Raw genomic sequence first — 6,576 nt, forward strand, 5'->3', positions numbered from 1 at the left:
CTATTATTAAACCGCAAAAATACATTAATTTTGCGCCCTATGCTAAAAGATTCTACAATGTGGTATGCATCTTGGTTTGATACACCATATTATCATATATTATATAAAGATAGAGGTCAGGAAGAGGCTCAACAATTCATGGATAATCTAAGTAACTATCTCAACCTAGAGCCTGGTGAGAAGCTTCTCGATCTCGCCTGTGGAAAGGGAAGACATAGTATCTACCTTAATCAATTGGGCTTTGATGTTACTGGTGTAGATCTTTCTAAAAACAGTATTGAACATGCCTCACAATTTGAGAATGATTCATTGAGATTCAGGGTTCATGATATGTCGAAACCTTATCATAAAAAGTTCTCAGGAGTTTTCAATTTATTTACAAGTTTCGGGTATTTCGAAAAAGAAGAATGTAATCTAAGTACTATAAAAGCAATAAAGTCGAATCTTAATGAAAAAGGATTTGGTGTTATTGATTTCATGAATGTTGACTATGTAATCGACAATCTTGTTCCTGAAGAAGTTAAGGAAGTTTCGGGAATCACTTTCTATATAAAGCGTTATGTAAAAGAAGGTTACATTTACAAAGAAATACGGTTCAATGATAACCAGGAAGATTACTTCTTTACTGAAAGAGTAAAAGCACTAACTTTACATGATTTTAAAAAATATTTTGAAGAGGCTGAAGTTAATCTGCTAGATATATTTGGTAGCTATCAACTCGAAAAATTTTATAAAACTACTTCTACCCGACTTATTCTTATTTTCAAATAGTGTATCATCACATTCTATCCATATTAGCAGTTTTTATAGGTTCGATTATAGTGTATATATTTAAACCTAGTAATCAACAAAACTTAAAATTACTTTTAGCTTTTAGCGGAGCCTTTTTGTTAGCTATTACTATTTTTAACCTGTTACCAGAAGTTTTTGAAGATCATGAATATGCCAAACAAACAGGCGTTTGGATTATGTTTGGAATCTTACTTCAAAAAATATTAGAATACTTTTCGAAAGGTGCTGAACACGGACATATTCATTTAAACAAAAAAACAAGTCGAGTTCCTAAATTATTATTTATAAGTCTAGGAATTCATGCCATTTTGGAAGGCTTCCCTATTCATCATACTGAAGGAATACTTATTGGAATTATTGTACATAAAATTCCTATTGCTATGATATTAACCACTTTTTTAATCAATACAGAAATTAAAAAAACTTCTATTATCGGTTTTCTTTTTGTTTTCGCATTAATGACCCCTCTGGGAACTTTAATTTCTGAGCATTTTGAAGCTGTTCAAAAATACTATAAAGAAATTACCGCACTCGTTATTGGAATTTTTCTACACGTATCTACTACAATACTATTTGAAAGTAATGAGGGACATAAATTTAATATCACCAAATTAATGGTAATCTTAGCTGCCACAGCTTGTGCTTATTTTGTTTAATATGTTTAGTAAGGAAGAATCAAAAAAAATAAGGCAAGAGTTCTGGACTACCTTTGGAAAAGAATATCCAAGAAAATGGTTACTATATAACACAAAAATCAAGGATGTAACACTTAAATTTACATTTACCACCAAAATAGCTCAAGTATCCATTGATATAGAACCATATGACGATATCATAAGAGCATATTATTATGATAAATTGTTGAGTTTAAAAAACATCTTAAAACAAGAGTATATTGAAGATATTCTTTTTGATGATCGATATATTCTTGAAAATGGCAAAGTGATTTCAAAGGTTTATATAGAGCTTATGAATGTGAGTATTCACAACAAAAAAACTTGGGAAATCACCATGAAATTTCTTAATAATCACATGGATAAACTTGAAAGTTTCTTTTTGGAATATAAAGAGCTTATAGATAATTAACATTATCACAATTTCAATGTACCAATATTAACAAATTAAAATTTTTTGTATTAAAATTTTAATAAATTCACAATATTAAGAGTTTTTCATATATTACAGTTAACTAAAACACAAACTCAATAATTATGAAAAACTATGTTAACTCCATAGCTTTATTGCTATGTGCATTTGTATGCATTCAATGTACTCATGAAAACGTCTCTCCAAAAGCTCAAGAAATTGGTCTTGAAGTACAGAATGATGATAATTTTTCTGGTAAATTCAATACAAATAATAGTACCATCAATTATTCTGTCAAAGCATTATCTGAACTACAGTATAAAGTATTGATATCCATTGATAAAATGGATATTGAAGCCTTTATTAATTTCGAAAATGAGGACATTAGCATTAATGGACATGATAACAATTTCTCCGAATCTCAAAAGGAAGCGTTGTTAAACACAGGAAAAATAATCTCCGAATATTTGTTAGATACCAAAAAAGGAGACATTTCTATGGCTGAGTATACTTTATTAACACTAATGGAATATTGGGGTAAGTCACCAATCGGATATGTTTATAAAAAAAGAAATATCCATTCATCATCAAATTCTACAAATCTAAAAAGTAGAAATGAGGGAATTACTTGTATACGAAAGAATACTTATGTAACGGCAGAATACGACGATTCCAATGGAAACCATAGAGATCGGGTAAAAGTCGGAAGTAAACCAAGAAGAAACTATGGCTGTATGGGAAGATGCGGTGCAGATTGTGGAAGATGGTGGATTCCGAGTGCTTGGACTAAAGACTGTATGGACCATGATCAATGTAGCAATGTAAATAATGCCAGCGGTGGAAGTAGTGATCGCAACTGCGGAGATGAATTTAACGAAGCTGCAGATGACTATGTTTTTGGTGTAATACGTGGATGTAGAGGATAGATAACCAATAAAATACCATATTAGGGTTTTACAAAATTCTCTAGTATGGTATTATTAAATAACATATTTCCAAATAAAGATAAAGTGAAAAATGCTTCCTCCTAACACAAAAAAATGCCATATCACATGATTAAATTTCAGCCTTTTTAAAGCATAAAAGATTATTCCAATGGTATAAGCTAAGCCCCCATAAATTAGATATGAAATTCCAGCTGATCCTACTATATCAGTCAATCTTGAAAAATCTAAAACAATTAACCACCCCATAATCAAATAAAGAAGAACAGAAACGAATTCAAATTTACCTGTATAAAATAACTTAAGAACTGATCCTAAAAAAGCAAATGACCAAACCAAAATAAAAAGAAACCATCCTTTACCGTTAATCAAAGCTATTAGTGTTACAGGAGTATAGGTTCCAGCAATTAATAAATAAATACCTATATGATCCATAACTCTAAACCTACTCTTAAGTCGAGTATCCACTACATAATGATACATAGAAGAGGAAAAATATAGTACGATCAAGGAAATGGCATAAGTAATTATTGAAAATTTACTATAAGCAGTTTTATTAGTATCAAAAATTAGCAATAAAAATAACCCTACAATAGCAAGCAAGAACCCTAATCCATGACTAATCCAATTCCATTTTTCTTCTAAAGAGGTTTGTTTTTTCATACCTCACAAAAATAAGAAAGTGATTATTTTTTTTAATCACACATAAAAAAATATTCCCCTTAAGTAAGAATTCACTTGTTTTAATTAAGTTAAAACAAATTAAATTACACTTTAACCGTATTTAATTAGCTTTTAAACCGTTAATTATCTTTTTTTTGCATATATTTGATTGCCCCAAAACCTGTATTAAATAATGAAAAGTATTAAAATAGCCCCGTATTTTATATGTTTCCTATGCATTAACCTATTTTTTTCTAAGACATACGCAAACCAATATGAAGAAATGTCATTTTCTGAATTGATTTGCACCATTACCGATACTGAAGAGCATCTAAGCTCCATTGGAAGAGCCAATGGTGTTATGGTAATTGAAAGAATTATTGATGTTTCTTCAAAGTTTAATCCTCAACAAGAATATTACCTGAAAGGATACGCCTATAATCTCCTTGGTGAAATTTACTTCTCAAATAAAGAATATAAAAATGCTTTAAAAGAATATAAAGTAGCGGAGTTATACATAACAGAGCTGAAAGGACATTCAGAACTTACGATTGAGGTTAATAATAACATTGCTTTAGTATATCTAGAAGGTTTCAATAAACCAGGTAGAGCTCTAAAAAGAATCAAACAAATTTACAAGAGTTCAGAAGATTTAGACAAACACTCCAGACATGTTGTCGAACTAAATCTTGCTAATATCTATTTAAAAACAAGAAATTATAGAAAAGCCTATAGCTTATTGGAAAAATGTCAAAAGTACTTCACCAGAGATACTCAAAATCCGGTTAACCTACTCACTACATATACAAGATTTGGTGAATATTTTATGATTCATAAAAATTACAGCAACGCTATTAGATATTTTGAAAAGGCAGCTACAATAGCTGAAAAAAACAAAATGTTTAGACAGGCGATGACTGTATACAAAAAATACGAGGATTTATTAGTGAAACTTGGACGACAAGATAGAGCATATGTCATTCTAAAAAAATATACAAAACATCACGAAACTGCATTAGAAATAGAAAAATTAGACAATAATCAATTTAAAGAGCAATTAGTAGTAAGTAATAAGAATAACACTATACAAACTGAAAAAGCAAAACAATCCCAAAAAATCTCAATTTTTACTTTATCATTACTTATATTATGTCTTATACTATTTTGTTTCTTTATCTATAACCATAGAAAAACAAAAGTTCTTGGTGAGTCTCTAGCAATAAGAAATAAGGAGTTAAAAATATCAAAAGAAAAATCGGATAGACTTGCCGCAGTTAAGACAAAATTTATTTCTACCGTTAGTCATGAACTTAGAACACCTTTATATGGTGTTGTAGGTCTATCTTCAATTCTAATGGACAGAATCAAAGATGAAGAAAATCATAAATTTATTAAGCTCATGARGTTTTCTGCGGATCACCTTTTAAACCTTATCAATGATGTCCTACAGGTTACTAAAATGGAATCTTACGAAATTAGTTTGGACGAGTCATCATATAATATTAAAAGTTTAGCTGACGATATTAAAAACTCTTTTGAATATCAAGCTGACAAAAATGGCAATACTTTACATCTTAATTTTGACAAAAATATTCCTCATTATCTGATAGGAGACCAAGTGAGGTTATCGCAAATTTTCATTAATTTAATTAGTAATGCCAATAAATTTACAAAGAAGGGTAATATTTGGTTAAATTTCAAAAATCCAGTTATCAAGAATAACAACGTGGACATTACATTCGAAATAAAAGATGATGGAAGAGGAATTCCTTTGGATAAACAAGAAATAATATTTGAAAAATTCTCACAAGCTGATTCTAAAGATCATACCACAGGAACAGGGTTAGGCCTAAATATTGTAAAAAACCTAGTAAACCTTCATGGAGGAGATATAAAAATCAAGAGTGCTCCTGGAGAAGGAACTACTTTTTATTTTACTATCGGTTTTGAAATTGATTCAGCCAATATAAATACAACTGAAAATAAAGCTACTAAAGATTGTATTCCATTATTAAATGAAGAAGATTATACTATTCTTATCGTAGAAGATAATAAAATAAATCAAATCGTTACTCAAAACGTACTTAAAACCAAAGGATACCATTCGCAAATAGCAGATGATGGTCTTATTGCTACTCAAATGGTAAAAGAAAATGATTACGACCTTATTTTGATGGATTTAAATATGCCAAACATGGGAGGTATGGAAGCCACTAAAATAATAAGACAGTTTAATCCTACCGTTCCAATTATTGCCCTAACAGCTTCCGATACTCAAGATACAGTACAAGCGATTTTAGATCCAAATTCTGGTTTCAATGACTTTCTAAGAAAACCTTATAAAAACGAAGAGTTTTTCAATAAAATTGAAACGAATCTAAATGGTAAAATTTCTAAGGCGTCATAAATAAAAGCTTTTTAGAAATAACAGTATTAACATTGGTTAATATTCTCTATCTAAAACCCCGAGTTGTAATTCAGTTTGGGGTTTTTACCTAGATGCATTATTGATAATCAAAAGAATACATCCAATACTATCAATACTTCTAAAATATAGTTAGCTAAAACATCGATACTTTACTTCTACAAACCTTATAAAATAGTGCTACAATAAACCTCCAGTCTATACAACATTCAACTAATTAATCATTCATTCACTAATAACCTTTTTAATAAAATCCATCATGAGTTAACCACTTAAAAATGGCATCAACAATTGATATAAGTTATTCTATAACTGATTTTAACTCCATTGACTTGGTTCCATTCATATAGCTATTCCATAAATTTAGTGCATAAAAAAACCCTTCATTTTGATAATGAAGGGTCTTCAAGGAAGGCGGCGACCTACTCTCCCACGATTGCAGTACCATTGGCGCTAACGGGCTTAACTTCTCTGTTCGGAATGGTAAGAGGTGAGCCCCGATGCTATAACCACCTTAAACTTTTATTAGTATCTGAGTATTCAGTACTGAGTATTGAGATATTAGATTTTTCACACATCTAACTACTCACTACTTTGTACTCAATACTAACATAATATTGTTGACATATTGATTTAAATATATAAAATACAAGAAGCTATTTACTA

6 protein-coding genes and 1 rRNA gene are annotated in these 6,576 nt (G+C 29.8%); 5 read left to right on the forward strand and 2 right to left on the reverse strand.

Annotation, left to right across the window (positions count from 1 at the left end):
* Nucleotides 1-39: 39 nt before the first annotated feature.
* The 4 genes from GBO31_RS14980 to GBO31_RS14995 all read left to right on the forward strand — a co-directional run bounded on the left by GBO31_RS14980 (nucleotide 40) and on the right by GBO31_RS14995 (nucleotide 2,804).
* Nucleotides 40-771, forward strand: a complete 732-nt coding sequence (locus GBO31_RS14980) for an SAM-dependent methyltransferase (protein ID WP_219009173.1) — start codon at nucleotides 40-42, stop codon at nucleotides 769-771.
* On the forward strand, nucleotides 771-1,448 hold the full coding sequence (locus GBO31_RS14985) for a ZIP family metal transporter (protein WP_343211316.1): 678 nt from the start codon (nucleotides 771-773) through the stop codon (nucleotides 1,446-1,448). The genes GBO31_RS14980 and GBO31_RS14985 overlap by 1 nt, the downstream gene beginning before the upstream one ends.
* Before the next feature lies 1 nt (nucleotide 1,449).
* Nucleotides 1,450-1,878 carry a DUF4268 domain-containing protein gene (locus GBO31_RS14990; protein WP_219009174.1) on the forward strand — a complete coding sequence of 143 codons (429 nt, stop codon included), beginning with the start codon at nucleotides 1,450-1,452 and terminating at the stop codon, nucleotides 1,876-1,878.
* Nucleotides 1,879-2,003: 125 nt separating this feature from the next.
* Nucleotides 2,004-2,804 (forward strand): hypothetical protein, encoded by an 801-nt coding sequence (locus GBO31_RS14995; RefSeq protein WP_219009175.1) that lies wholly within the window; start codon nucleotides 2,004-2,006, stop codon nucleotides 2,802-2,804.
* A gap of 54 nt (nucleotides 2,805-2,858) precedes the next feature.
* Here GBO31_RS14995 and trhA read toward each other — a convergent pair whose 3' ends face one another.
* On the reverse strand, nucleotides 2,859-3,485 hold the full coding sequence (gene trhA / locus GBO31_RS15000; protein ID WP_219009176.1) for a PAQR family membrane homeostasis protein TrhA: 627 nt from the start codon (nucleotides 3,483-3,485) through the stop codon (nucleotides 2,859-2,861).
* A 283-nt stretch (nucleotides 3,486-3,768) separates the two neighbouring features.
* On the opposite strand from trhA, the gene GBO31_RS15005 reads away from it, so the two are divergent.
* A complete protein-coding gene (locus GBO31_RS15005) occupies nucleotides 3,769-5,892 on the forward strand; it encodes an ATP-binding protein (RefSeq protein WP_219009177.1) in 2,124 nt (707 codons plus the stop codon).
* Between the two features lie 427 nt (nucleotides 5,893-6,319).
* On the opposite strand, the gene rrf is transcribed toward GBO31_RS15005, so the two are convergent.
* Nucleotides 6,320-6,427: ribosomal RNA gene (rrf, locus tag GBO31_RS15010) — 5S ribosomal RNA — on the reverse strand.
* Between the last annotated feature and the right edge of the window lie 149 nt (nucleotides 6,428-6,576).

The sequence above is a fragment of the Aquimarina litoralis genome (assembly GCF_019295435.1).
GTDB classification, from domain to species: Bacteria; Bacteroidota; Bacteroidia; order Flavobacteriales; family Flavobacteriaceae; genus Aquimarina; species Aquimarina litoralis_A.